A 24500-nucleotide genomic window follows, 5' to 3' on the forward strand; every position below is an offset into this window, starting at 1 on the left:
ACCCCAAAGCAGTGCCGGCCGCGGCACCACACAGAGAAACACCCAGCAGAAAACAACCCAGCAGAAAAGAAAACCGTGCGTATCTCCGATCGCCGCTTTGCCCTCTTCCTGATGACGCCTGCGGCCCTGTTCCTGGCCGTTTTCGTCGCCTACCCGCTGTTCCGCCTGGTGGCTGACAGCTTCTTCAAGATCTCGCCCATCGCCGGCGGTCCCCGCGACTTCGTGGGCTTCCAGAACTACGTCACGGCTTTCACGTCCGAAGCCTTCACCAGCGCGGGCTGGCGGACCCTCGCCTACACGGTGGTGGTAGTGACCCTCGAGTTCGCGCTCGGGCTCGGCATGGCGTTGCTTTTCACCGCTTTGGGCAAGAAGTCCCAGATCTGGCGGACCGTCTTCCTGTACCCGCTGATGATCGCCCCGATCGTGGCCGGCCTGCTCTGGAAGTTCCTGATGATCGACAACTTCGGACTCATCGGAACCCTCCTCCACCAGGCGGGGATCCTCTCGGACCCGAACCAGATCGGCTGGCTGTCCGACCCAAGCATCGTGCTGTTCTCGGTGGCCATCCCGGATATCTGGCTCACTACGTCCTTCATGTGCCTGGTGCTCTTCGCGGGCCTCCAGAACATCCCCGGCGACCTGATCGAGGCAGCCCGCCTTGACGGTGCCCGAGCCCCGGCACTCCTGTTCCGGATCATCATCCCGCTCCTGCGGCCTGTGATCGCCGTGGCGCTGGTGGTCCGTGGAATCGACGCCGCGAGGGCCTTCGACACCATCCTCATCCAGACCAACGGCGGCCCGCAGTCGGCCTCCGAGACCATGAGCCTGCTGATCTACCGCACCATGATCCGCTTCGGCGATCCGGGCCTGGCGAGCGCCATGGGCACCATCTACCTCCTCGCGATGCTCGCCGTCGCCTTCTTCGCGGTGGCCACCATTTGGCGGCCAGGAAAGGACAGCTGATGAGCACCGCAGAGTCCACGTACGACGGCGGCAGGCGGGGTCCTGCTTCTGTCCCACCGCAGCGCGGCAACGGAATCGCCACACGGGTCGCCGCGGCGAAGCACCCCCGCGAAACCGCCGTAAACACCGGGCCCGGGCTGCCGGCGTCGAACGTCTCCAATGCGCAACCGCCGCGCAGGCGGCGCGGGGTCAACCGGGAAGGCCTGGAAGCAGGCCGCCGCAGCACCCGGACCATCCTGTGGATCCTGTTGGCCGCGGCCATGGTGCTGTACGGCTTCCCGTTCCTGTACCTGCTGTTTACCTCGTTCAAGACGCCGATCGACACCATCGCCGTCCCTCCGACCATCCTGCCCAAGGAATGGACGCTGGAGAACTACGTGAACGCGCTGGGCCGGGGCGGGGTGGTGGCGTCGTTCATCAACAGCATCCAGACGGCCGTGATCAGCACGTTGCTGTCCTTGGTCCTGGCCATACCTGCGGCCTACGGCATCACCCGCTACAAGACACCGAGTGGCCGGGTGTTCATCATGGCCGCCCTGGTGACCCGTATGGTTCCGCCGGTGGCGATCGGTATCCCGCTGGCGTCCATGATGGCGTCGGTGGGCTTGGCCGACACGCCCATTGCCTTGTCGATCGCGCACACTACCATCTCGCTGCCCCTGTCCATCTGGCTGATGTCCAGCTTCTTCGAAGCCGTCCCGCGGGACCTGGAAGAAGCGGCCACCGTGGATGGCTGCAGCCGGTTGGGCGCCCTCTGGCGGGTGGTGATCCCGGTGGTCTCGGGCGGCATTGCGGTGACGGCGATCTTCGCCTTCCTGGCGTCATGGAACGAGTTCCTGTTCGCACTGCTCATGACCGCCATCCGTTCGCAGACCACGCCCGTGGTGATCGCCAACTTCCAAACGCAGTTCGGGCTCGACTGGGGTTCCATGACGGCCCTCGCGGCCGTGTACTCGATCCCGGTCATCCTGTTGACCCTGCTGCTGCAACGGAAGATCGTGGCGGGCATGACGCTTGGCGCGGTCAAGGGCTGACTCCTGCACGGCCAGCACACCGACAACGAAGTAGCCTACTGATAGCCCCACCCGGGCATCACAAACCATAAGGACGTGGCAGAGAAGATGAGCAACAAGAACATCGGTATCAAGGACGTGGCCGTCGCCGCCGGTGTCTCCGTCACGACTGTCTCGCACGTCCTCAACGAGGTCTCCTATGCCCGGGTCAGCCCCGAAACCAGGGACAAGGTCCGGTCCGCGGCCGAGCAGCTCGGCTACGGACCCAACCGCCTTGCCCAGGCACTGCGAACCCAAAGGACCGGCATGCTGGGGCTGGTCAGCGAAGAAATCGCCACCACGCCCCACGCAGGCCGGATCATCCTCGGTGCGGACGAGGCCGCCAAGGCCCGGGGTTACAACCTCATGATCATCAACACGCCGGGCTCGGCCAGCCTCGAATCCCGGCAAGCTGATGTGCAGGCGTTGCTGGAGCGGCGGGTGGACGGCATCCTCTACGCCACCATGTATCACCGGAATGTGGACCTGCCATCGAACCTTGGCAGCGTACCGTCCGTCCTGGTGGACTCGGTGGCCACGGGAGGGAACATCACGGCCGTGATCCCCGATGAGGCGGGAGGTGCGCGTGCCGCCGTCGGCGCTTTGCTGGAGGCGGGCCACACCAAGGTGGGCTTCATCAACAACACCGACGACGTTCCGGCCACCCGCGAGCGCCTCCAGGCTTTCCGGGCCATGCTCACCGAAGCAGGGCTCGACGGCGGCGGCGCACCTGTGGAGTCGGAGGTCTCCGAGGTGCAGGGCGGCTATGAAGCAGCCCGCCGGATCCTGTCCCGCGAGGACCGGCCTACGGCATTGTTCTGCTACAACGACCGCATGGCGATGGGCGCCTACCGTGCCGCCGCAGAACTGGGACTGTCCATTCCGGCCGATCTGTCGGTGGTCGGCTTCGATGACCAGGAACTGATCGCCGCCAACCTCTTCCCGGGCCTCACCACTGTGGCCCTCCCCCACTACGAGATGGGTGCCTGGGCTACCGAGCACCTGATTGACGCCATCGAGGGAAAGACAGACCTGTCCCTCCTGACGCTCCACCCGACCATCCTGGGCTGTCCCCTGGTCCGCCGCGATTCCGTTGCAGCACCTCGCTAACGCCCCATTACCAACCTCAACGTCTCCAAAGGAACGCCCCCATGTCCAGCAGCCTTGATGCCGCGCGCCCGGAAACAGTCCCGGGCGCGGAAACCACCCCGGAGGCCACCGCCAGATTCCGGCCCGCCATCCACTTCACGGCAAGGGACACATGGCTGAATGACCCCAACGGCCTGGTTTTCCACGATGGTGAGTACCACCTCTTCTTCCAGAACAACCCCTACGGCAGCGTTTGGGGCAACATGTCCTGGGGCCACGCCACGTCCCGCGACCTGCTGCATTGGACGGAACACCCTGTGGCGATCGCCGGTGACGACACCGAGGACATTTTCTCCGGCAGCGTAGTGGTGGACCACGGCAATACGTCCGGCTTTGGCTCTTCGGAGACGCCTCCGCTGGTTGCCGTGTACACGAGCGCTTTTAAGGAGGCGTCGGCGCACCACGGCACGCAGGCCCAGTCCCTGGCCTACAGCACCGACGGCGGCATGACGTGGGAGAAGTACCTTGGGAATCCCGTCTTGGCCCGGAATTCAGCGCATTTCCGCGATCCCAAGGTGTTCCGGTACCAGGGTGACTTTGACGCGTACTGGGTGATGGTCGCCGTCGAAGCCCAGCAGCAAAAGGTGGTCCTCTACCGTTCAGACGACCTCAAAACCTGGGAATTCCTCAGCGACTTTGGCCCCGCCAATGCGGACGCCGGTGAGTGGGAGTGCCCTGACCTGTTTCCCCTTCCCGTGGACGGTAATCCGGACCGCATCACGTGGGTGCTGATCGTCAACGTGAACCCCGGCGCAGTGGCGGGTGGATCCGGCGGCCAGTACTTCGTGGGCCATTTCGACGGCGCCAGCTTCGTTCCGGACGCAGCTTCCCTTGCGGCGCCTTCCGGAGTTTCAGCCATTGCCGACCCTGCCGCACGGGCGGACGCGCTGCAGCGGAGCTTGTGGCTGGACTGGGGGCGGGACTGCTACGCCTCGGTCTCCTTCAGCAATGTCCCGGACACCCGGCGGATCATCATGGGCTGGATGAACAACTGGGACTACGCGAACGAGCTGCCCACATCGCCGTGGCGTTCGTCCATGACGTTGCCCCGGGAACTTCGGCTTATCACCGTCGATGGCTCGGCGCGGTTGGTCCAGCAGCCTGTCCTTCCCGCACAGTCCGGCGCGGGGCAGCTCATGGACCCGGGCCCCTTTGAGCTGCGGGACTCATCACTCAGGTTGCCGGACGTCGAACCGGGCAGTGCCTACGCGATCGAGGCATCCATGCACCTCGCCGGAGCTGAAGGCGCCGAATTCCTGCTCTTCGGCAGCACCGATCAGACGCAGGGCACGGTCCTGCGCTATGACACAGCGACATCGAGGCTCACCCTGGACCGCCGGCAGTCGGGCAACACCGGTTTCCACCCCAAGTTCCCGTCCGTTGAGTCAGCGCCCGTCGCACTGGACCGTGGTGTGCTCAAGCTGCTGATCGTTGCAGACCAGTGCTCAGTGGAAGTCTTTGCCCAGGACGGCAGGGTGGTCCTGACCGACCTTGTTTTCCCGGACGCCCACAGCGTGGAGAACTGGCTCACGGTCGGTGGAGGCCCGGCAACGCTGCTCAAACTCACCGTTTGGACGCTTACTTAAAGGAGGGGACTACCATGACACACCAAGCCCACAGCCTGAGCCCCGCTTTCCAGGCCCGTTACCCAGAGGGAATCCACACCATGTCCGGCAGCAACTACTACGACGTCACCACGTGGCCCGTGGGCAACCCCTTCGAGGACGTTGGCCACGTCATCAACAGCATCATCGCCGACATCAAGCAACGGCAAAACGCTACGGACGTCAACGACGGCGGCAAGCCGGGGGCGGTGATCCATCTTCCGCCCGGCGACTATCGCCTGAAGACACAGGTGCTGATTGACATCAGCTTCCTCACCATCCAAGGCGCGGGCCATGGTTTCACGTCATCGAGCATCCGGTTCAACGTCCCGGGCGAGGAATGGCCTGATCTGCACGAGCTGTGGCCCGGGGGCAGCAGGATCCTGGTGGACCTTCCCGCCGGCGACGGAGCGGCGGAAGCCCAGGGAGCCGCCTTTTACGTCGAACGGAGCGGCAGCCCGCGGATCAGCTCCGTCGAATTCACCAATTTCTGCATCGACGGCCTGCACTTCAGCGCAGACGGCTCTTCCTTGCCGCCGGAGAACACCTATGTCAACGGCAAAACCGGTATCCATGTTGCCAGTGCCAACGATTCCTTCCGCATCAACGGCATGGGATTCATCTACCTGGAACACGCGCTGACCATCCACAAAGCCGATGCGCTCTCCATCCACGACAACTTCATTGCCGAATGTGGAAACTGCATCGAACTGCGCAGCTGGGGGCAGGCCTCCAAGATCACCGACAACCTGATCGGAGCAGGTTTCAAGGGCCACTCCATCTACGCGGAGAACCACGGCGGGCTCCTGGTCACTGCCAACAACGTCTTTCCCCGGGGTGCCGACAGCGTCCATCTTTCCGGCGTCACCCGGTCCAGCGTGACCAACAACCGCCTGCACTCGTTCTACCCCGGGATGGTGGTCCTGGCGGCCAACAGCTCCGAAAACCTCGTGGCCACCAACCATTTCCTGCGGGACCACGAGCCGTGGACACCCTTCTTCGGCATCGACAACGGCCTGGACGACACCCACGGGTTGCTCACCGTCCACGGCAGCGACAACTCAGTCCTCGCCAACCACTTCTCGTTGGTCATCGACGCGGACAGCACCCGGCCGCCGGGGGCGACTCCCGTCATCATCAGGCTCACGGACGGAGCCGGCAACATGGTCTCCACCAACCACGTGGTGGCGAAAGATGTCCATGCCACATCGAGTGAGTCCTGCTTCGAAGCGCAGGTGGACGCCCTGTTGACCACCCGGACCACCGATGGCCTGGACGTGACAACAGTCCTCGTTGATCCCGGATCGGTAAGGAACACAATCCTGGATTCCGGCACCGATGCGCAGATCATCGCGGACAGGGCAGTCAATGCGCTCCGGACCACGCCCGGCTTTGCACGCGGTGCGGACAACCCCCAACGGCAGCAGTGACGGGCAGCCCCTGCCTGCTGCCAAGAGCGGACTAGTTGTACTCACCTTTGATCACGAAGAATGAGCCGCGGATTTCCCCGGCCAGCTTGGACTTTTGACGGGCAAACTTGAAGGTTCCGGCCAGTTCTGCCGGGACCTCCATGCCCTGGGAGAGCTTGAACCCCACGGCACGCTTGCTGCCGGGCTCGAGTCCGTACAGGACATTGATCGACAAGCCGGATTCGTAGAACACGTAGGTCCAACGGGTGCCCTCCACGTCGAAGGACGTAACTTCCAGGGGGCGGGATTCCATGACAAGGTCCCGCTCCTTGAGCACCCTGTTCACGTAGTCGACGATCTCCGGAGCCTCCTCTGCAGGTACCACCGTGAACTCGTGGTCGTACTTGTTCTTGAAGTAGCGGGCCTCGTTGGCCCGCAGTCCGGCCAAGGCCCCGGCCACTGGCGAAGACTCCAGGCCAACGGTGGAGACCTCCTGGAAATTGACGGTGTATGGCATGGTGCTCCTTTGGTGGGAATCCGATGTGGTCTTCAGCCTAGGACCAGCCGTCCTGCGGCGCTTCTCGGATCCTGCTCACCTAACCAGAGACATCGGCTGCCGGCGGGTATCATCGGCAGGGAATCCTTATGAAGCTGGGGGGGACTTTACTCACATGTCGGGTGCAAGAGGGCAACTAACTTTCGCGGACGATGTCAGCCGCGACCTGGAACTGCGCGAATACGGGCTGGACCCGTCGCTTGAATCCAACCTTCTTCCCAATTCCGCCGTCCTCAGTGCCCTCCAAAACCTGGTACGGCTGGCCACCGAACTCTGTGGCGCGCCTTTTGGCGTCGTCAACATCATCAGCGCGGAGTACCAGCACCAGATCGGCGCCTGGGGAGTTGATCCCGGGGTGTGCTCACGCGACGACTCCATGTGCGCCAAGGTTTTCCTGTCCCGTGAAAAGACGGTGGTTCCCGATGCCTCCCAGGACCCGCGCTTTGCCGACAACCCCTTTGTGACGGGCGACATCGGCAAGGTGCGCTTCTACGCCTCAGTGCCGCTGCAGACCGACTCGGGATTCGTCCCCGGCACCCTGTGCGTTTTCTCTGACAAGCCGCAGGAGCTGTTGCCCCAGCAGGTCAGCATGCTTGAGATCCTGGCCAAGCAGGTTGTTGAGCTCCTGGAACTGCAGCACCGCACGGTCCAGCTGGACCGGACCTATGCCGAGCTCAAGGACAGCAATGCCAAGCTCGCGGGATTCGCCGGCCGGGTCAGCCATGATCTCCGCATCCCGCTGACCACCATCCTTGGCTATGTGGAAATGGTGGAGGACGATCCCGATATCCAACCGGGGAGTACGCCTGCCAAGTACCTGGAACGCATTGGGGCTTCAGGACGCCGCATGCTGGCCATGTTGGAAGATGTCCTCAGCTACTCGCGGGTGGGCGGGGGTATCCACCCGGTGCGGGTGTCGCTCAAGGAAGCAACGGACGACGTCATCCGTGACCTGGGCATCGAGGAGGACGGGCTCGTCGAAGTGGATGATGTGTTCCTCCATGCAGACCGCGGCCAATTGCGGACCCTCCTCCAGAACCTGCTGACCAATGCCATGAATTACCGCAGTCCGGAGCGGGACCTGCGGATCCGGGTCAGTGGTGTCTCGAACTATCACGGAGCAACGATCTACGTGGCCGACAACGGGAAGGGGATCGACCCGGAGGATCGTGCCAAGGTCCTGGAGCCCCTGGTACGCCTGCGCCGTCCGGGAGACGGGCCGGGCAGCGGCTTGGGACTGGCCACGTGCAGCAGCATCGCGAAAGCACACGGCGGCGAACTGATGCTCCGGGAAACCCCGGGCGGTGGAACCACTGTGGCAATCAGTTTCCCGGCCGGGAGCTAGCTTCTGCGGGTCTTCTGAACGCCACCCGCGGGGCGGCTATCCCGGGCAGGAGACAAAAGTGTGGGTGGCCTGCCTACTGCCAAACAGACCACCCAGCATGCCTTCGGCTGATGCGAGACACCTTTAAGGTGTCAGCCGCGGCTCAAGAATTCCGGAAGAAAACCTCAAGATTGCCTCAAGATCAGGCTCCTTAGGATTTTCCCCTGCAGATCCTGCGACTATACCTCGCAGGTCAGTCGCGGCCGCCGCCCTTGGCGCCTTCAGGTTTTCCGCCACCCGGCTTCGTCTCGCTCTTGCCTCCACTCTTCACGGCTGCGGGTTTTCCTCCGGTGCCGCCCGGCACGGCCTCCTGGACAGGCACCTGAACCTGCTGCGCCGGGACCTGGACGGGAACCGACGCGGGTTCCGGGATGCTGGCAACCTCCGCAGCAGGAACAACCTCGGCGGACGGCACAGGGTCGGGGGCCGCGGGGACGTTATGGAGGGGCTCGGCGATCGAGACGTCGGATCCGGCGGGCTCCGTGGACTGGTCGGGCGTTCCGGAAGCGACGACTCCCTGGCTCAGGAGGGCCAGTGCCACCGGGATGGTCACAGCCGCAGCGGCAACTCCGCCCACCACCCTGGGGTGGCGCTTTCCCACCGCACCAAGGACGGCCAGGGTTCCGGTCTGCCTGTCAGGCCTGCGCCGGCGTGCCCTGCGGGTCTGCGGAGGATGCGAAGCGTGGACGGGTTCGGCATGCACCCGCCCCGCCGAACCACCAGGCAGCGTCTCGAAGGCGACAGCCGAGCCACCCGGCACCGCCTCGAAGGCAGGAAGGATCGCGGTGCCGGAGGTTGCGTAACTGCCGCCATTGGTCAGCATCTCTTCGACGTCCCCCGCGGCGGGGCGCAAGCCAGGGTCCATATCCGTCATGGCGCGGAGCAGGGCCGTGAGTCCACCGGGCAGGCCCTCAGGAACCTCGGGTGCCCTGTGCAGCCGGGCCGACGCGGTTTCAACCGGAGTGCCCGGGTATTCAGCCCTGCCGGTGATGCATTCCAGGAGCACCAGGCCCAGGGAGTAGATGTCGCTGGCCGGAGTCAGGTGCAGCCCTTGGGCCTGCTCCGGACTGAGGTATTGGGCCGTGCCCACAGTGAAGCCCGTGGCTGTAAGGCGGTTGTCGTCCATCACCAGGGCCACGCCGAAGTCCGCCAGCTTCACGGACTGGGCCTCACCGGATTCCTCCGAGACCAGGATGTTGGCGGGTTTGATGTCTCGGTGGATCACCCCATGCCCATGGACCTGCGCCAACGCGCCGGCAAGCTTCACGCCGATGCGGGTGGTTTCGGGCACTGTCAGTGGCCCTTCGGACAACACGGCCCGGAGGTCACGACCCTCGGCCAACTCCATCACCAGGTAGGCCCGCTCTTCATCGTTGCGGGTATCGACGCCTGCGTCGAAAGCCGCTACGAGCCCCGGGTGGTCGAAAGCGGCCAGGAGCCGCATTTCCGTTTCCTGCCGCGTTCGGAAGGATTCGTCGCCGGAACCAGGCAAGAAGAGCTTGATGGCCACGTCCCTGCCGAGCAGCAGATCCTGCGCCCGGTAAACGGTGGACATCGCTCCCCGCCCCAGGACGGGTCCCAGCCGGTAACGGTCACCGATGGTGTCGCCGTCACTGCAGCCGGGGCCGTTGAGGTCCACGGTCTGTTGATTGTCGCCCACGAATTGTCACGCCCTTCAGGCTTACCCGGGTGCTCCTGAACCCAACCACTGTTCTTTGCTTCCAGGTAACGCCGTCGATCAAACTTTCACGTTGCCGCGCGGCTGGATTGGGGGCCAACCGCTGCGACTTGAGCATCCCTGCGTCAAAACAGCATCATCCGGATCACCAGATAAGTCATCAGGATACTTACTACTCGCCGGGGAAGGCAATGTGGGGCTGCTGAATGTTACTGGGTGGTCACCTTGGCCCGTCAACTCCGCCGCGGGCGGCACCCACCGCAGGAAAACGTACGACGGCGACCTGCCGCCGTCGTACGTTCAGTCCTCAAAGTTGGTGGCTACCGAGCCGTCGATCCGCCCGGTGATGATTTCCGCGGCGATGTCGTGGAGCTTTTGGTTCCGGTGCTGCGAGGCTTTCAGCAGGTAGCCGAAGGCGGCCTCCTGCGTGCACGAGTTCTGGGACATGATGATGCCGCACGCCAGGTCGATGGCCGTACGGCGCTCCATGGCTGCCCTGAGGTCCTGGGCCAGCAACTCCGCGGCCGCGATGCGGAGGGCAAGGCGCAGCGCCTGTCCTGCCATGTCACCAAAGACCCTGGCTTCCTCCACGGCCTCATCCGTGAAGAGGCCGGGTCCCAAGGCAAAGAAGTTCAGGGCGGCAGAGGCGTCCTCCCCCAACTGGAGGGGAATGCCCAGGACGCTCCGCGCTCCGGCAGCGCGCAGGTTCTTGACGTAACGCGGCCAGCGGCTGTCATCCTCGATATCGTTCAGAAGCACAGGTGAGTTAATGCGAAGTGCCTCCAGGCGCGGGCCTTCCCCGATGGCCTGCTCAATCCCATCCAGGAGTATCGCGTCGTCGCTGCTGCCCGCGATGGTGATGGCGCGCTTGCGGCGATGAAGCGTCACGGCGCATTCGATCCGCGAGCCCGTGGCACGGCTCAAGGTGACAGCCGCATAGCGGGTAGTGCCGTCCAGAAAGCCCTTAATGTCATCGGTCCCCGACAGGGGTCCGATTTCCGTGGCGGAGAGAGTCACTCCAGGTGCGGATCGTCGCCGCTGTCCTTAAAGACTTCACGGCTGTAACTGGCCCTTCGGCCGTCCACCCCCATGGCGTCAAGCGACTCGTTCAACGCGTGCGCAAGCAGATCACGCTCCAGCGGTGGAAGGGTGAGGGCGCCGTAGACATAGGCCTGGACTTCAACCAGGCCCGACATCCCGCCGATGCTGAAATACTGCATCCACACATGGTCGATCTTGATTCCTGCCGCCTCGAAGGCAGCCCTGAACGTTCCGCGCTGTTCGTCCTCGTCTCCAGGGACGGCCATCGATTCACCCCCGGTCAGGAGTCATGTCCAGACAGGCCATCAATGACTTCCTGTGCGATGTCCCGCAACGTCCGGCCCTCCCTGGTGGACCTTGTAATGAGATGCAGGTGGCTTCACCTTCATCGAGGCCATGGCTGGCCATGATGATTCCCTTGGCAGTACCGACCACATTGCGCTGCAGCAAGGCTGCTTTAAGCTGCTCGCTCATCGAGGAAACCCTGTCCCGGGTCTGGATGTTGACCAGGAAGATGGCCGCCTGTGCGGCCAGGGTCTCCAGGAGGCGGACCAGACGCGGCGACGCGAGTTGGGGGTTCTCCCAGTAGATCTTGATGGCACCGAAGGCCAGGCCGCCGGAGACCAGCGGAACACTGATGCAGGAGCGCAGGCCAAGATCGAAAGCGGCAGCACCCCATTCGGGCCATCGGCTGTCCAGCCGGACATCCTCCACAATGACGGGCCGTCCAGCGGCCCACGCCGTCAGGCATGGACCCTGGCCCATCTCATACTGCAGGGCGTCGGCTTGCGCCACGAGATCGTTGGTGGAAGCAGTGCTGCTGCGGTAGCCGTCCGGCTCGATCAGGGAAACACCCGCGCCGGAGGCATCGTCAGCAGCCAGTACGGCGGCTTCGGTGATGAGGTTCAGTGCGGCGTCGACTGTTTCCTCGCTGAGGAGCATGCCGTTCGCCCAGGCAAAAACCGCAGCCAGTTCGCCAGGCAGCGGCAGTTCAGTATCCATGACTGCTCCACTCCGTGATTGTTGGCCTGCGCAGGAAAGAAGTTCCCCGTGCTTCATCCCAGCACACAAAGCACCGATGCTCCACTTCTGCGCAGGACAAGTTGCATTCTTCCGTGGAGGGATTATCGGAGCAGGAGCCCGCGGTCCTCCGTGACGTCCTGCAGGTCATCCAGTGACTCGGCGGACCAGCACGTGTCGCAGTGCATAACGTAGTCGCGCGCAGCCGGGCCTACCATGTGCAGACCGGCGTAGGACTGGTTCCTGGAGTGGCGGACACGGTGGAACCGCTGCTTCCTGAGCGCGGCGCCAAGGGCACGCTCGGACACGGGAGTGCTTCCTTGCAGGTGGCACCAACTGATGTAGAGGCCGTACAGGGTGTCGAAATCCAGGCCTTCAGTGGTGTCTTCCTCATACACCAGGGACTCATGGATGAATTGGGGCAGATCGTGGCGAATCATGGCAACCTCGGGATTAGTAATCGTTGCCGGACTGCATCAGCTCTGACTCTTTCACTATAGGCTTCCCGGGTCACACAAGCCATGGGTTCAGGTTGTTGCCGGCAGTCAGGGCAGAATGGACATCATGACCCTTACCACCTTCGCCCTCGTCCGCCACGGCCAGACTGACTGGAACGCAGAGCGACGGCTGCAGGGCGCCACGGACATTCCGCTCAACGAGATTGGCCGCGGACAGGCCCGGGATGCCGTGGGCATCCTTTCCGGCTATGAATGGGACACGATCGTTTCCTCGCCGTTGAGCCGGGCCGCAGAGACAGCCGACCTCATCGCCGAAGGCCTTGGGCTGAAGGTAGCGCGGCGGGTACCCGCGTTGACCGAACGGAGCTTCGGGGAAGCAGAGGGGCTGCAGGCAGGGCCGGAACTGGAAGCCCTCCGTATCGACGGCGGATTCCGCGGCGGCGAGAGCGACGAAGACGCTGCCAACCGCGGCATCGCAGCACTCCACGAACTGGCCAGGGAGTTCCCCGGACAGCGTGTGCTGGTGGTGGCACACGGGACCCTGATCAGGCTGGCCCTCAGCAAAGCGATCGGACGGACCTTGGACAGTGTGCAGAATGCCGTGCTGAATCTGGCGCACCACCATGTGGACGATGGATGGCGCCTGGAATACTTCAACGGCGAGCTTCTGACGTCCCCTGTGGACGCCTGACTTCCTCAACGGACAGGCCAGCGAAGGTGGCTGGCCGCGGCGGGTAACCCTGGGCGGCAGGCCGCAGCGGGTGGCCCAGGCTCGCCGGGCGGGTGGCACAGCCTGGACGCAGCGGGTAACCCTGGGCGGCAGGCCGCAGCGGGTGGCCCAGGCTCGCCACAGCACCCAGGTTATTGACATGGGCCATGCCACTTTGCGTATGCTCGACGCAGTCAAGAAGTTGGCCCCAACGCTCCATGCCTTGGAGGTCAGCATGCCTCTCACCGCCGCCCGCCAATCCCGCTTGACCGGATCCAGCTTGGCCGGATCCCCCAGGTCTGGATCCAGCTTGGCCGGATCCCCCAGGTCTGGATCCAGCTTGGCCGGATCCCCGGGAGCTGGATCCCGCGAGGCCGGGTCCCCAGAGGCCGATTCCGCCGGGGCCGATTCCGCCGGGGACAAGGAGCCACCCACGGGCGCTGTCACCACGGTGACAGCGGTGGTGTCACTGGCGGCCGACTGCTGGTTCGAACTCCAAGTAGCCCAATACCCTGGCCTGGTGGTGCACGCGGCACGCCTGGAAGATGCTGAAACGGCCGTCGTCAACGCGTTGTCGCAGCTGACCGGCAGGGACCCCGGGGAGTTCGAGGTCCACCTGCAGTACTGACCAACCTGCAGTACTGACCAACTCCGGGCTCGATCAGCCGCAGTAACGGTCTTAGCGCTTTTCCAACGCTGTCTTCAGTGCCAGCACGAAGTCCGGGTACGCCGCCGCGATCTCTTCAAGATCCACCGTTTGGGGAAAGTCGATGACGGGCTGCCGCTCAGCCAGGTAGTGGGACGTTTCCTCGACGATCCGTTGCCCGTCATGGCCTTCCATCCCGGACTCCCCCAGGAAATCAGGGGTGACCCGGAAGACCGATTCCCCGGTCTGCCCCTCCGACGCCCAGCGGACCACGTATTCATCCTGGTTGACAAGTTCAATGTCGAACGACTTCTCCATGGCAGCAGCCTACGCCGGGAACCCGCGTCCCCGGGACATGTAAAGATCAGGCTCCTTACTTCTATACTGGCCGTGTGATGGCAGCATTGTGGTTTGGATTGATTGCCTCCAGCGCCCTGGTGATCGGCGCCCTGGTCGGCGTGCGGTTCGAACTGCCCAAGCGGCTTCTCGCCATCCTCTTGTCCTTCGCTGCCGGCTCCCTGATCACGGCCCTTGCCTTTGAACTCTTTGAAGATGCCTACGAACAGGGCGGCATCCTCAGGGCGGCGCTGGGTCTCGCCGCCGGAGCCGTGGTTTTCACCGTCCTGAGTGCACTGCTGGACCGCTGGGCGCAGGCGGGCAACAAGACCAAACCTGCCGACGAAATCCAAGGCAGCCCCAAGCTCGACACCAACGCCGCCGCCTCCGACAAGCGCGCTACCTCCGCCTCGACGCGCGGCGCCGCCGGCATGGCCCTGCTGGCGGCAGTAACCTTGGACGGCGTCCCGGAAAATGTGGCCCTGGGCATCTCCCTGCAGGAAGGCTCCGGCGGCCTTGCCCTCCTAGCCGCAATCTTCGTATCCAACCTGCCCGAGGCCCTGGTGGGCGCTTCCTCCATGCGCAGCCAAGGCAAGCCCGCCGGCGCCACCATGCTGCTGTGGACCGTCTGCGCCGTCCTCCTTGTGGCCGCGGTGATGCTGGGCGCAGGACCATTGTCTTCCGCGGATCCGCAGACCATCTCCCTGCCGCTCGCTTTCGCCGCCGGCGCCGTCATTGCCTCCCTGGCCGACACGCTGATGCCGGAAGCCTACGAACACGGCGGCCCGGCGGTGGCGTTGAGCACGGCAGCGGGATTCGTCCTGTCGTTCTCGCTGTCGCTTGCCTGAGTGGCAGCCGCGCAGCACCCCGCCTTAACGCAAGAAAGCGCACGACGGCGACCTCCCGCCGTCGTGCGCTTTGTCGCCAGGGTGCCTGGCTGATTTTCTGTTAGATATCGGTGCGGCGTTCGACGATCGTGTCCGGCGCGCCGCGGCGCTCCACGACCGTGTCCGTACGCCGGGTCCGGGTGCTCAGGATGATGGAAACGATGAGGCCGATGACTCCGGCCACTATCAGTATGTAGCCAATAAGAACTTGATCAACAAAGGGAATGAGTCCCGGGGCAAGAGCGAAGGCCAGGATCGCACCGATCGCGATCAGGGCTATGGAAGAACCTATCCTCATGGTCGTGCTCCTCTCGTGGTCGGCGTCCGGAGAACGGAAGAACCCGGACACTGCCGATATGGTAAGCATACTGACGGAGAATGTGGGGGCACCAGAGCTTTGTGCCTTGCATTGTCCGCCTTACGTCGGGCCGGTTCTTTCAGGCCGTGCCCGTAAGGAGTAGCGTCGGGCGTAGCCAGGACGCCGACGGAAGGATCTGATGCCTTGCCCAGGATTGAGGACTACGCAATCATCGGGGACCTGAACACCGCGGCTTTGGTGGGCCGTAACGGGTCCATCGACTGGATGTGCCTTCCGCGTTTCGATTCCCCCGCATGTTTCGCCGCACTGCTGGACACAAGCGAAGCCGGCCGCTGGCTGATCGCACCCGCCGGCGCCCCGGGCAACTGCACCAGACGCCGGTACCGGCCGGACACGCTCATCCTGGAAACCGAATGGGAAGTTGACGGCGGCGCAGTACGCGTCACCGACTTCATGCCCGTCCGCGACGACGCCGTGGACCTTGTGAGGATCGTGGAAGGGCTGTCCGGCGAGGTGGCCATGCGCGGCGAGGTGGTGCTTCGCTTCGACTACGGCCGGGTGGTGCCCTGGGTCCGCCACAGCAAACACGGCATCAGCGCAGTGGCGGGACCCGACTCCGCCTACCTCACCACACCGGCCCCCTTGCGGGGAGAAAACAAACACACCGTCAGCGAGTTCACCGTGCGAGCGGGAGACCGCATCCCCTTCGTGCTTCGCTGGGCTCCGAGCCACGAACCCGAGCCGCGGCGCATCGACCCCTTCAAGGCGTTCGACGCCACCGATTCGTTCTGGCGCGAATGGATCGCCAGGAGCGAGATGGAGGGCAAGTACAAGGACCCCGTGGAGCGGTCGCTGATCACGCTAAAGGCGCTGACGTACGCTCCCACCGGCGGGATCGTGGCTGCGGCAACAACCTCCCTGCCCGAACAACTTGGCGGGTCCCGGAACTGGGATTACCGCTTCTGCTGGCTCCGTGACGCCACGCTGACGCTGCAATCGCTCCTTGCGGCCGGATACACGGAAGAAGCCGCAGCTTGGCGCGAATGGTTGCTCCGCGCCATCGCCGGCGACCCCTCCGAGCTGCAGATCGTCTACGGCCTGGACGGCTCCCGCCGGCTTCCGGAAGCGGACATCCCCTGGCTGTCCGGCTACGAAAACTCCCGGCCGGTCCGCACCGGCAACGCCGCCGCACCCCAACTCCAGCTGGACGTGTGGGGTGAAGTCCTGGACGGACTGTCACTGACCCGGGCTGCGTCACCGCCGGGCACCGTGGATACCTCGTGGGACATCCAGGTCGCGTTGATGGAGTACCTCGAAGGCGCCTGGGACAAGCCCGACAACGGACTATGGGAGATGCGCGGACCGCGCCGCCACTTCACGCACTCCAAGGTCATGGCCTGGGTTGCGGCAGACCGCATGGTCAAGGCGGTCAGGACCTCTGGCTTGCCTGGACCGGACGACCGTTGGGCAGCGCTGCGGAGCGGGATCCACGCTGATGTGATGAGGAACGGTTTCGACGAGGAACTCAACTCATTCGTCCAGTCCTACGGCAGCAGGGAACTCGACGCCAGCTTGCTGCTGGTTCCCCGCGTCGGCTTCCTGCCGCACCGCCATCTCAGGGTTGCGGGTACCGTGCAGGCCATCCAGGAGCGGCTCACGGAAGATGGCCTCGTGCTGAGGTACCGGACAGAGTCAGGTCACGACGGACTGACCGGGCATGAAGGCGTATTCCTGGCGTGCTCGTTCTGGCTGGTGGATGCTTTGCTGGGACTGGGCCGCGGGGACCAAGCCACCGCACTGTTCGAGCGCCTGCTGTCACTCCGGAACGACGTCGGCCTGCTCAGCGAGGAATGGGATCCGGTCTCCCAACGACAATTGGGCAACACACCGCAGGCCTTCAGCCACTTCCCGCTGATCCACTGCGCACTGCAACTCCACCACGGCGAAGCCCACGGCAGCGACACTCCATTGCAGCGGCCCAAGCATCCCGAACGGGGATCCGGCCAACTGCCCAAGGACGCCATGGAGAGCGGCCCGGGCACGAGTCATCCGGCCCCGGAGAAGCGGCCGGAAACCAGTCGGTGACTTACGACTCGGTCGTCTGCTCGTCAGGATGGGCGGACTCCGCTTTGTGCCGGGCCTCCTCCAGGTGCTGGTCGAGTTTGCGCTCAGCCTCGCGGCGGCGCTGGCCCACGGTGCTCATCTGCTGTGTGGTAGGTGAGCCCTGCTCCGTGTCCTGTTCCTTGTTCATGGCCATCCGATCTGCGGCCTTGCTGCGGTAGCAGCAGGTGGTGGGCCAAACGCCCGACGGCGACCTCCCGCCGTCGGGCGCTGACCCTACTGGTATTGACCCCACCGGCGGCGGAAATCCCGGGGCTGACACCCCTTGGCTTTGGACTCCGTCAGCCCTGGAGGGGCTAGTGAGGGCTAGAGCCGACGGGTCTCGTCGGTGCCGTCCGTTTCGATGCGTTCCTTGCGGACTTCCTCGTTGACGGGGACGTTCTCCGTGACCGTGTCCTTCTCCAACCGGACCCGCTCCACCGGAACGGTTTCCTTTTCCACCACCGGACGCTCCTCGTGGAGGGTCACCTCGTGCTCACTCTCGGTCAGGTCCGGGCCCGAACGTGCATCACCGGCGTTGGCGTCCGTAATGGGCTCACGCTCCAGACGGACCTCCTCGCGCTGCACGGGAACCGTGGTGCTGGCGAGCATGGCGTCTCCTTGGAATTCGATGTGTGGTGCTTTTCATGTCCGGCGGCCTGCTTCACCGGTCTCAGGATCCGGGAGCGGAGTGGGATCGTGGAATCGATCGTTCTGCATCACGGATTGGTAATATCGTAAGCATGCTTAGCGTTTAGTTGGCAAGAGGGAAGGCAAAAATCGGGTTTGTGTTTCCCTCTCACGTCCCACCGGGTTTACCGGCGTTCCGCTCACATATCCCGACGGTTTTCCGGCGATCCGCTCGCACATCCAAACGGGTTCACCGGCGTTCCGCTCACATATCCCGACGGGTTCACCGGCATTCCTCTCACATATCCCGACGGGTTCACCGGCGTTCCCCTCGCACATCCCGACGGGTTCACCGGCGTTCCTCCCGGACATCCCTTCACCGGGTTTCGCGGTGTCCGTTCCGCCGGTGCTCCTCCCGGACATCCCTTCACCGGGTTTCGCGGTGTCCGTTCCGCCGGTGCGGTGGTTTTCCACATACGGGATGTTGGGTGGTTACATAGCGGCGGCGGGTTGGGAGGGTTGGTTCATGGGAATCAACGGACAGGTCGCGGCCCTTCGGGCAGGAACATCCGCCCTTGCCGTCCCCACACCCGCTCCCGCCGGTGGCGAAGTGGAGGAGGCGTTGGAAGAGGGCGCCGCCGCCCTCGAAGCCCTGCGGAGCGCGGCCGGTTCGGCGGCACGGCTGTTCGATGTCCAAGAGGCCGCTGACTTCGCCGGCCGGGTCGAAGACCTCGCCCGGACCATTGGATACCTCCAGATAGTTGCAGCCCAAGCAGTCGAACGAACCCGCGAGGCAGCCAAACACACCCCACACACCACCACCGCTTTCGCTGCCGAAACCGCCGGCGCGGGTGCGGGGGCGGGTGCGGGGCCGGGATGGCGGACCGGTTGGACCGAAACCGACAACACCCTCGACACCGGCAACGCCCCCGACACCCCAGGCACCCCAGGCCAGGACCCTGCCGACCAAACCGGAACCATCCCGGCCCCGAAAGAAGCACGCACCACCGCCGGGGAAGGGAGCACCTCGGCCGAGCTGGCTTGGCAGAACAGGTCCGTACTCGATGACGGATACCGCAACACCGCCGAATTCCTTCGCGCCCGGCTGCGGATCGAGATCCGCGAAGCCCGGCGCCGCCTTGCCTTGGCCCACGACACCCTCCCCGGAACAACAATCACCGGCCAGCCAACCCCCGCCCGACACGAAGAGCTCGCCCACGCCCTGGCCACCGCCCAAATACCATCCCGGTCAGCAACAATCATCACCACCGCCCTGGACCAGGTCCGGCACGCCGCCCATCCCCAGACCTTGGCCGCCATGGAACACGCCCTCACCACCACCGCCACAGAATCCGACCCCGACTTCGTCGCCAAAATAGCCCGCCGCTGGAGCGACCGCATCGATCAGGACGGCCCCGAACCCACCGAAGAAGCCCTCCGCCACCACCAAGGCGCGTTCATCCGCAAACCCCGCCACGGACTACACCACATCGAAATCTTCGCCACCGCCGAACAATACGAAACCCTCGCAACAGCCATGAACGCCGCCACCAACCCCCGTCTAACCCCCACCACGCCCAGCAACGGCACCACCACATCGAACGCACCCGGCCCCACCCCAGAAACTCCCGGCGCCACGCCAAGCAACAGCACCACCACATCGAACGCACCCGGCCCCACCCCAGAAACTCCCGGCACCACGCCCAGCAACAGCACCACCACATCGAACGCACCCGGCCCCGCCTGCCTCAACGCCCAAGACACCGGCACCTATCCAGCCGCCGACACCACCGCCGACACTGCCCCCTCAGCAGTCGCAGAGACCTACCCCGCTGCCAGCAAACCCGCCCCGGCCACCACGGCCGTCATCGAGCACAAATCCTTGGCCCACCCCGGCACCCCACCCCACCGAACACCCACCAGCCACAAGCAACCCACCAGCCCCACACCCGGGGCCGCCCCGGAACTGGACCGCCGCTCCCGCGCGCAAAAGCTCCTCGACGGCCTCGTCGCCGCCTGCGCACTGGCCCTCAAAACCACCCATCTACCAGCCAACGGCGGCCTCAAACCCCAACTCACCATCACCATCGACGCCCATGAACTCTTCAACCAGCTCCACCCCGCCACCAAGCCCACCCAAAAACACCTCTCCACCGGAACCGCGACCTTCACCGGACCACTACACCCCAACACCATCCGCAAAATCGCCTGCGACGCCGACATCCTGCCCGTCCTGCTCGGAACCGACGGACAAATCCTCGACATCGGCCGCACCACCCGGATCTTCCCACCCCACATCCGCAAAGCCATCACCGCCCGTGATCAAGGCTGCGCCTTCCCCGACTGCACCATCCCCGCCCCCTGGTGCGAAGCCCACCACATCACCTACTGGTCACACGGCGGACCCACCAGCACCAACAACGGCACCCTTCTCTGCTCACACCACCACCACCTCATCCACAAAGAACAATGGAAAATCACCACCCGGAACGGCACCCCATGGTTTACCCCACCGCCACACATCGACCCCCAACAAACCCCACGCCGAAACCACCACCACACAACCACCCACACAAAACACGCCACCCACGACTCACCTACAAACCACACACCCACAAACCGCACACGGCAGGTGCCGGTGAAGGAGATCCCGACCACGAACAGCGGACCGCCGCCCGAACGCGGCAGGCCAGATTGACTCCTAAGACCTGCTCTCTGAAACAGACGCATGAATCAGACGCGCCAGGACAACACAGAAGCGCCCGACAGCCAGCGGTCACCAGAGGGTGACCGCGGCTGTCGAGCGCCTCTCCAATGGGCCACGAAATCAGGACGCGAACCCGAGTCGGCCTAAAGCATTGCGGTCGTAGCCACCACACGAAGAGCATCGGGCCAGGAAGAGCATCGGGCCAGGAAGAGCATCGGGCCAGGAAGAGCATCGGGCCGGGAACAGCCACCAGACTCAACACGAACCGGGGGACTAAACCAGCCGCCGGACTTGTCGCCAACCATCAGGCCAGCAACCGCCGAACCTACCGAGAGCCCGGCCAGCCCGTGTAGGCCTCGGCGAGGTATGCCTTGCCATGCTCAGACGTGACCACCGAGTGCAACTCACCGAGTTGGCGGGCACGGTCGAAATCATCGGCACCAGGGACGGTGTGCAACATGGACGTCATCCAGTAGGAAAAATGCTGGGCCTTCCAGACGCGGTCCAAGGCACGGTCACTGTAGGTGTCCAGGAGCAACGTGGACCCGCTGGCATAGTAAGACTCCAGGCCTTCGAACAGCACCTTGACGTCGTGGACTGCAAGGTTCAGCCCCTTGGCCCCGGTAGGCGGCACGGTGTGCGCGGCATCGCCGGCGAGGAAGAGGTTGCCGTGCCGCATCGGGGTGTGCACGAAACTGCGGAACGGCAGTACCATCTTCTCGATGACCGGCCCTTCCTTGAGCTCGAACCCGTTGCCGTTCACGCGTTTGCGGAATTCCGACCAGATGCGTTCGTCATCCCAGTCGTCGACGTTTTCCTTCGGGTCGCACTGGAAGTACATGCGCTGCACCGTTTCGGTGCGCTGGGAGATCAGTGCGAACCCGTCGGCGGAATTAGCGTAGATAAGCTCGTCGGCGCTACGGGGCGCCTCGGCGAGAATACCGAACCAGGCGAACGGATACTCGTGGAAGTACCACTTCCGGTTCGCTTCGGGGATCTGGAACCGGCAGTGGCTGCGGGACCCGTCGGCGCCGACCAGGAAGTCCGCCTGAACCTCGAATTCCTGACCGTCTGCGTCGGTAAACCACAGCTTGGGCTTACCTTCAAGATCATGCACGCTGGTGTCCGTGACGTTGTACCGGACGTCGCCGCCGTCGGCCTCACGCCGCGCGGCCAGGTCCATGAACACGTCGGTCTGCGGGTAGAGCCACACGGACTCGCCCACAAGTTCCTTGAAATTGATGCGATGACTTTCGCCGTTGAAGCGAAGCTCGATACCGTCGTGCCGGTCTCCCTCCCGGAGTACACGGTCGGACACTCCGGAATCGACCAGCAGGTTGACCGTTCCGTGTTCGAGGATGCCTGCGCGGACCGTTTCGCTGATCTGCTGGCGGCTTCGGATTTCCACGACCACGGATTCGATGCCCTGTTTGGCCAGCAGGTGTGACAGCATGAGGCCTGCCGGACCTGCGCCCATGATGGCGACCTGGGTGGTGATGGTTGTACTGGCCATGAGTTCCTCGCTTCTTTGCGCCCCGCCGAAGCAGCGGGCTGAGTCTGGAATCAGTGTGGACCAGACGCCGTGACCGACGTTACAGGGATTCCATTCAACGGAATCCTTCAGTCGGCCAGCAACCGTCCGATACCACGGGCAGCGGTCTGAAGCGCCGGAACCAGCGCCTGCAGCCGCACCTCGGCCAAGGGAACAACCACGCCAAGCGCGGCAACGGTTTTCCGCTTGCCGTTCATCACCGGCACCGCAATCCCCCACGTGTCAGGATCCACCACGCCTGCAAGCTGCGCGTACCCCTGTTGGGCGGCTTCGGCAAGCAAGTGACGTACGACGTCGACACTCACCTTTCCGGTCGGATCCTGGAACTGCTTGAGGTACTCCGCCTGCAGTTCACGGGGCTGGTTGGACATCAACGCGAGCCCCGCCGAGGATATGTGGACCGGCATCCGTCCGGCAATCTTCGCCCTGTTCGCAACCGAACCGCGGCGGGAAAGGCGTTCGACGAAAAGCGCCTCCCATCCTTCAAGAACAGCGAGGTTCACGTTCTGGTTCAGGACCTGCTGGATGTCCTCCATGAACGGCATGGCCGCCTGGCGAAGGGCCAATGTGGGCGAGTTCCTGTTGACGAGTTCCCATAGCCGGAGCCCCAGCCGCACGCTGCCTCCTGCCCCCAGATCCAGCAGCCCATGATGTGAAAGTTGCCGCACCAACCTATGGGCAGACGACAACGGCAGCGCGGATCGTTCGGCCAACTCGGTCAGCTGCAGCGTTGTCACGCCTTCCGGGAATGCCTGAAGGACCCTGACCACGCGGTCCACCACCGAATCCCCCGATATCGAATTGGCCACGTTGCCTCCTTGCCTGCGCGCTCGTGAGCTTCGTGACGCGGACCCACGTCCGGCCAGTGCCTCGAGCAGCACCCCGCTTGACTCACGATAGGCGAGCGCCTTCCATTCAATGGTAGAACGTGTGCTGCGCAACAAGTCCGGGTGATAGAACTCTCATAACTGACCGGCCGTTCTGGCGGGTCGACCGCTCATCACACTTACCGAGGACGCTATGCCAACGATGTCATCTTCCCGCCGCTCCCAATGGCCCGTCTGGCTCTGCTGGCTGGCCATGGTCCTTGACGGCTTCGACCTCGTGGTCCTGGGCACTGTCATCCCTACGCTCATCAAGACCGGCGACCTGGGATTCGATGCTGTAGGTGCCACCTTCGCAGCCACCATCTCCTTGGTCGGCGTCGGCCTCGGGGCATTGTTCATCGCACCCCTTTCGGACAAGTTCGGCCGCCGCAAACTGCTGATCGCATGTGTGGCCGGTTTCTCCCTGTTCACGATCGCCATCGCCTTCGCACCCAACGTCGCAGTTTTTTCGGTCCTGCGAATGTTGGCCGGGCTCGGCCTGGGAGCATGCCTTCCCGCCGCCCTCGCCTACATGAACGACTATGCGCCGGCAGGGTCGGCAGGGAAGTCCACCACCAGGACCATGACCGGCTACCACGTGGGCGCTGTCGCTACCGCCCTCCTGGCCATCGTCATCGTTCCCAACTGGCGGCTGATGTTCATCATTGGTGGCGTGGCGGGGCTGGTGCTCCTGCCGTTCCTGTGGGCCAAGCTCCCCGAGTCCCTGACGGAAGCAGCCCCTTCAGCGGCGGGTCGGGAGCCCAAGGCGGGTGCCGCCGTCGGGCATTTAGACGGCACCACAGCGGCGCCGAAGACCGGCTTCCGCGACCTGCTTCAAAAGCCATACCCGTTGGTTGCCGTGGGCATCGGTATCGCGTCCTTCATGGGACTGCTGCTCGTCTACGGACTCAACACCTGGTTGCCGCAGCTGATGGCCGCCGCCGGGTACACCGTCAGCACGGGCCTGACCCTGCTGCTTGTCCTGAACCTGGGGGCCGTGGCGGGCCTGGTCCTCGCCGGTATCCTGGCCGACCGGCACGGTACCAAGAAGATCGTTTTGATGTGGTTCGGCCTGTCAGCGGTGTTCCTGGCGGTCCTCAGCGTCAAGATCCAAAATGAACTGCTGCTCAACGCCGCCGTGTTCGTCACGGGCATTTTCGTGTTCAGTTCGCAGGTGCTGGTCTACGCGTGGGTGAGCCAGCTGTTCCCGGCCAGGCTGCGGGGAACCGCCCTCGGATTCGCCGCCGGCGTGGGCAGGCTTGGTGCCATTGTGGGTCCCGCGGTGACCGGCACCTTGGTTGCCGCGAACATCGCCTACCCCGCCGGGTTCTACGTCTTCGCCGGGGCCGGGGTCCTGGCGGTGGCTGCACTGCTGTTGGTACCCCACCACATCAAGACAGATATGGATGCCGTGCCGGCGGGAGAACGGTAACC

The 24500-nt window shown here is 64.3% G+C and carries 23 protein-coding genes and 1 pseudogene; 12 read left to right on the forward strand and 12 right to left on the reverse strand.

The genetic code is table 11. The features are described 5' to 3' along the window. Window positions 1-75 precede the first annotated feature (75 nt). From ACSVIE_RS04385 to ACSVIE_RS04405, 5 genes are all read left to right on the forward strand, one after another. Window positions 76-963: a carbohydrate ABC transporter permease gene (locus ACSVIE_RS04385; protein ID WP_426004747.1), complete on the forward strand. Its 888-nt coding sequence runs from the start codon at window positions 76-78 to the stop codon at window positions 961-963. Next, a complete protein-coding gene (locus ACSVIE_RS04390; RefSeq protein ID WP_426004749.1) occupies window positions 963-1997 on the forward strand; it encodes a carbohydrate ABC transporter permease in 1035 nt (344 codons plus the stop codon). The genes ACSVIE_RS04385 and ACSVIE_RS04390 overlap by 1 nt, the downstream gene beginning before the upstream one ends. An 87-nt stretch (window positions 1998-2084) precedes the next feature. Continuing rightward, window positions 2085-3125: a LacI family DNA-binding transcriptional regulator gene (locus tag ACSVIE_RS04395; RefSeq protein ID WP_426007619.1), complete on the forward strand. Its 1041-nt coding sequence runs from the start codon at window positions 2085-2087 to the stop codon at window positions 3123-3125. A gap of 41 nt (window positions 3126-3166) precedes the next feature. After that, window positions 3167-4750, forward strand: a complete 1584-nt coding sequence (locus tag ACSVIE_RS04400) for a glycoside hydrolase family 32 protein (RefSeq protein ID WP_442423117.1) — start codon at window positions 3167-3169, stop codon at window positions 4748-4750. An 80-nt stretch (window positions 4751-4830) separates the two neighbouring features. Further along, on the forward strand, window positions 4831-6198 hold the full coding sequence (locus ACSVIE_RS04405; protein WP_426007620.1) for a NosD domain-containing protein: 1368 nt from the start codon (window positions 4831-4833) through the stop codon (window positions 6196-6198). Between the two features lie 31 nt (window positions 6199-6229). Here the strand turns inward: ACSVIE_RS04405 and ACSVIE_RS04410 are convergent, their stop codons facing one another. After that, window positions 6230-6694 carry a phage tail protein gene (locus tag ACSVIE_RS04410; RefSeq protein WP_426004752.1) on the reverse strand — a complete coding sequence of 155 codons (465 nt, stop codon included), beginning with the start codon at window positions 6692-6694 and terminating at the stop codon, window positions 6230-6232. A 154-nt stretch (window positions 6695-6848) separates the two neighbouring features. Here ACSVIE_RS04410 and ACSVIE_RS04415 point away from each other — a divergent pair, with 154 nt between their 5' ends. Continuing rightward, window positions 6849-8078: a GAF domain-containing sensor histidine kinase gene (locus tag ACSVIE_RS04415; RefSeq protein WP_426004753.1), complete on the forward strand. Its 1230-nt coding sequence runs from the start codon at window positions 6849-6851 to the stop codon at window positions 8076-8078. Window positions 8079-8310: 232 nt separating this feature from the next. Here ACSVIE_RS04415 and ACSVIE_RS04420 read toward each other — a convergent pair whose 3' ends face one another. The 5 genes from ACSVIE_RS04420 to ACSVIE_RS04440 all read right to left on the reverse strand — a co-directional run bounded on the left by ACSVIE_RS04420 (window position 8311) and on the right by ACSVIE_RS04440 (window position 12296). Further along, the gene (locus ACSVIE_RS04420; RefSeq protein WP_442423118.1) at window positions 8311-9777 is read right to left on the reverse strand and encodes a serine/threonine-protein kinase; all 1467 of its coding nucleotides are present in this window, start codon (window positions 9775-9777) and stop codon (window positions 8311-8313) included. 318 nt (window positions 9778-10095) lie between these two features. Continuing rightward, the gene (locus ACSVIE_RS04425) at window positions 10096-10812 is read right to left on the reverse strand and encodes a GAF and ANTAR domain-containing protein (protein WP_442423119.1); all 717 of its coding nucleotides are present in this window, start codon (window positions 10810-10812) and stop codon (window positions 10096-10098) included. Beyond that, window positions 10809-11102: a hypothetical protein gene (locus ACSVIE_RS04430; RefSeq protein ID WP_442423120.1), complete on the reverse strand. Its 294-nt coding sequence runs from the start codon at window positions 11100-11102 to the stop codon at window positions 10809-10811. Before ACSVIE_RS04430 ends, ACSVIE_RS04425 begins: the two co-directional genes overlap by 4 nt. Before the next feature lie 4 nt (window positions 11103-11106). Beyond that, a complete protein-coding gene (locus tag ACSVIE_RS04435) occupies window positions 11107-11838 on the reverse strand; it encodes a GAF and ANTAR domain-containing protein (RefSeq protein WP_442423121.1) in 732 nt (243 codons plus the stop codon). A gap of 122 nt (window positions 11839-11960) precedes the next feature. Further along, window positions 11961-12296, reverse strand: a complete 336-nt coding sequence (locus ACSVIE_RS04440) for a hypothetical protein (protein WP_426004759.1) — start codon at window positions 12294-12296, stop codon at window positions 11961-11963. 115 nt (window positions 12297-12411) lie between these two features. On the opposite strand from ACSVIE_RS04440, the gene ACSVIE_RS04445 reads away from it, so the two are divergent. Both ACSVIE_RS04445 and ACSVIE_RS04450 read left to right on the forward strand, forming a co-directional pair. Further along, window positions 12412-13005 carry a histidine phosphatase family protein gene (locus ACSVIE_RS04445; protein ID WP_426004760.1) on the forward strand — a complete coding sequence of 198 codons (594 nt, stop codon included), beginning with the start codon at window positions 12412-12414 and terminating at the stop codon, window positions 13003-13005. Window positions 13006-13363: 358 nt separating this feature from the next. Continuing rightward, window positions 13364-13651: a hypothetical protein gene (locus tag ACSVIE_RS04450; RefSeq protein ID WP_442423122.1), complete on the forward strand. Its 288-nt coding sequence runs from the start codon at window positions 13364-13366 to the stop codon at window positions 13649-13651. Window positions 13652-13702: 51 nt separating this feature from the next. On the opposite strand, the gene ACSVIE_RS04455 is transcribed toward ACSVIE_RS04450, so the two are convergent. After that, window positions 13703-13987: a hypothetical protein gene (locus ACSVIE_RS04455; RefSeq protein WP_442423123.1), complete on the reverse strand. Its 285-nt coding sequence runs from the start codon at window positions 13985-13987 to the stop codon at window positions 13703-13705. A gap of 77 nt (window positions 13988-14064) precedes the next feature. On the opposite strand from ACSVIE_RS04455, the gene ACSVIE_RS04460 reads away from it, so the two are divergent. After that, window positions 14065-14853 carry a ZIP family metal transporter gene (locus ACSVIE_RS04460; protein ID WP_442423243.1) on the forward strand — a complete coding sequence of 263 codons (789 nt, stop codon included), beginning with the start codon at window positions 14065-14067 and terminating at the stop codon, window positions 14851-14853. A gap of 100 nt (window positions 14854-14953) precedes the next feature. Here the strand turns inward: ACSVIE_RS04460 and ACSVIE_RS04465 are convergent, their stop codons facing one another. After that, window positions 14954-15190 carry a DUF6458 family protein gene (locus tag ACSVIE_RS04465; protein ID WP_426004765.1) on the reverse strand — a complete coding sequence of 79 codons (237 nt, stop codon included), beginning with the start codon at window positions 15188-15190 and terminating at the stop codon, window positions 14954-14956. Window positions 15191-15394: 204 nt separating this feature from the next. Here ACSVIE_RS04465 and ACSVIE_RS04470 point away from each other — a divergent pair, with 204 nt between their 5' ends. Continuing rightward, the gene (locus tag ACSVIE_RS04470) at window positions 15395-17296 is read left to right on the forward strand and encodes a glycoside hydrolase family 15 protein (RefSeq protein WP_442423124.1); all 1902 of its coding nucleotides are present in this window, start codon (window positions 15395-15397) and stop codon (window positions 17294-17296) included. Between the two features lies 1 nt (window position 17297). On the opposite strand, the gene ACSVIE_RS04475 is transcribed toward ACSVIE_RS04470, so the two are convergent. Together ACSVIE_RS04475 and ACSVIE_RS04480 are read right to left on the reverse strand one after the other, a co-directional pair. Then, window positions 17298-17462, reverse strand: coding sequence for a hypothetical protein (locus ACSVIE_RS04475; protein ID WP_442423125.1), 165 nt, complete (start codon window positions 17460-17462; stop codon window positions 17298-17300). Between the two features lie 176 nt (window positions 17463-17638). Further along, window positions 17639-17914 (reverse strand): annotated as a pseudogene (locus ACSVIE_RS04480) (YsnF/AvaK domain-containing protein); the annotation flags it as partial. A gap of 553 nt (window positions 17915-18467) precedes the next feature. On the opposite strand from ACSVIE_RS04480, the gene ACSVIE_RS04485 reads away from it, so the two are divergent. Further along, window positions 18468-20639 carry a DUF222 domain-containing protein gene (locus ACSVIE_RS04485; protein WP_442423126.1) on the forward strand — a complete coding sequence of 724 codons (2172 nt, stop codon included), beginning with the start codon at window positions 18468-18470 and terminating at the stop codon, window positions 20637-20639. Between the two features lie 334 nt (window positions 20640-20973). On the opposite strand, the gene ACSVIE_RS04490 is transcribed toward ACSVIE_RS04485, so the two are convergent. Beyond that, a complete protein-coding gene (locus tag ACSVIE_RS04490) occupies window positions 20974-22161 on the reverse strand; it encodes a 4-hydroxybenzoate 3-monooxygenase (RefSeq protein WP_442423127.1) in 1188 nt (395 codons plus the stop codon). A gap of 107 nt (window positions 22162-22268) precedes the next feature. Next, entirely contained in the window at window positions 22269-23009 is a 741-nt protein-coding gene (locus ACSVIE_RS04495; protein WP_442423128.1) for an IclR family transcriptional regulator, read from the reverse strand. Between the two features lie 211 nt (window positions 23010-23220). On the opposite strand from ACSVIE_RS04495, the gene ACSVIE_RS04500 reads away from it, so the two are divergent. Next, a complete protein-coding gene (locus tag ACSVIE_RS04500; RefSeq protein ID WP_442423129.1) occupies window positions 23221-24498 on the forward strand; it encodes an MFS transporter in 1278 nt (425 codons plus the stop codon). Window positions 24499-24500: the final 2 nt, after the last annotated feature.

The organism is Paenarthrobacter sp. NCHU4564, from assembly GCF_052156435.1.
GTDB lineage: Bacteria > Actinomycetota > Actinomycetes > Actinomycetales > Micrococcaceae > Arthrobacter.